This window comes from Shigella sp. FC1567, from assembly GCF_001743015.1.
Lineage (GTDB): Bacteria > Pseudomonadota > Gammaproteobacteria > Enterobacterales > Enterobacteriaceae > Escherichia > Escherichia coli.
In genome coordinates, this window is sequence record NZ_MIIV01000246.1 from 1 (window position 1) to 1,757 (window position 1,757).

At 49.3% G+C, this 1,757-nt stretch carries 1 protein-coding gene and 2 pseudogenes; 1 reads left to right on the plus strand and 2 read right to left on the minus strand.

Annotation, left to right across the window (positions count from 1 at the left end):
• A partial coding sequence (locus tag BHE85_RS14725) for a transposase (RefSeq protein WP_032219445.1) occupies window positions 1-307 on the minus strand: 307 nt, incomplete at its 3' end.
• A gap of 25 nt (window positions 308-332) precedes the next feature.
• Window positions 333-1,373 (minus strand): annotated as a pseudogene (locus tag BHE85_RS14730) (prolyl oligopeptidase family serine peptidase); the annotation flags it as partial.
• Window positions 1,374-1,438: 65 nt separating this feature from the next.
• Here BHE85_RS14730 and BHE85_RS14735 point away from each other — a divergent pair.
• Window positions 1,439-1,757 (plus strand): annotated as a pseudogene (locus BHE85_RS14735) (transposase); the annotation flags it as partial.

Below are 1,757 nucleotides of genomic sequence, written 5' to 3' on the forward strand. Positions count from 1 at the left end.
CGAACTCCGCCTTCGCAAAATAAGCGGAAGCCTGGCGAAGGATATCGTTACTGCGGCGCAGTTCACGATTTTCACGTTCCAGCTCTTTCAGACGCTGACGTTCAGCGGTGGTGAGCCCGCCATCACCGCCTCCGGTATCCCGCTCATGCTGGCGTACCCAGACACGCAGAGTCTCCGGTGTACAGCCAATCTTTGGGGCAATGGAACAAATTGCCGCCCACTGTGAGTCATATTCGCCCTGACTTTCCAGAACCATACGAATCGCCCTCTGACGGACTTCGGGGGAAAAACGAGTATTTTTAGTCATCCTGTTTACCTCTTTCTCAGGGAGTTTAGTCTCCAGGATTCCCGGGGCGGTTCACTACGCCTTCGTACGATTTAAAGCGGCCAGATTTACCGCCATGGCCTGAGTCCATGTCGGTACAGAGCAATAAAAGATGGTTATCGGTTTTCAGCTCGCGCAATTTAGCGACCCATTTTGCCGGTTCCCAATATTGCACCTGAGAATCGTGTAAACCGGTCGTTACCAGTAAATGCGGATAAGCCTGTGCGGTGACGTTGTCATACGGGCTGTAGCTTTTCATGTACTCGTAATATTGCGGATCCTGCGGGTTACCCCACTCTTCAAACTCACCAGTGGTAAGAGGAATTGATTCATCAAGCATCGTTGTTACAACATCAACAAACGGTACCTGGGCGATAACGCCGTGGAATAATTCCGGGCGTTGATTAATTGCAACGCCCATCAACATGCCCCCCGCACTCCCGCCCATCGCATAACAAAGCGAAGGAGAGCCATAGCCCAGTTTTAACAATGCATCGCAGGCATCAAGATAATCATTAAACGTATTTTTCTTCTTCAGAAATTTTCCGTCTTCGTACCATTGTTGCCCCAGCTCACCACCGCCGCGAACATGGACAATGGCGTAGACAAAGCCACGATCTAACAAACTCAAGCGGCTAAAACTGAAATCGGCATCAATACTTGCGCCGTAAGAACCATAGCCATACACCAGCAACGGGTTGTGTCCTTTGCGAAAATGTTTGCGATGGTAGACCAACGAAACCGGAACTTCGACGCCATCACGGGCGACTATCCACAGGTGTTCACTGCGGTAATTCGCCGCATCAAAACCAGGAACTTCCGTTTGTTTTAATACACGACGCTCACCGGTATCCATATCCAGTTCAAACAAAGTGTCTGGTGTGGTCATGGAAGAATAACCATAACGCAATCGCGCGGTTTCAGGTTCTGGATTGTAGGCAATCCAGGTCACATAGGCTGGATCATCAAAGGCAATACCAATGACTTCCCGGGTCTTGCGGTTAATTTGGCGCAAACTGGTTAACCCGCGCTGACGCTCTTCAACCACCTGAGGTAGCCTGAGTTTAACGGACACTCCTTCCTGAAATAGAATGGCATCAGAAGGAGCTAATAATGAGCAGAAAAAACCAACGTTACTCTAAAGAGTTCAAAGCCGAAGCTGTCAGAACGGTTCTTGAAAATCAACTTTCGATCAGTGAAGGCGCTTCCCGATTATCCCTTCCTGAAGGCACTTTAGGACAATGGGTTACCGCCGCCAGAAAAGGGCTCGGTACTCCTGGTTCCCGCACGGTGGCTGAACTGGAATCTGAAATTCTGCAACTGCGTAAGGCGTTAAATGAAGCTCGCCTTGAGCGAGATATATTAAAAAAAGCAACAGCGTATTTTGCACAGGAGTCGCTGAAAAATACGCGTTAATCGAACAATGGCGACA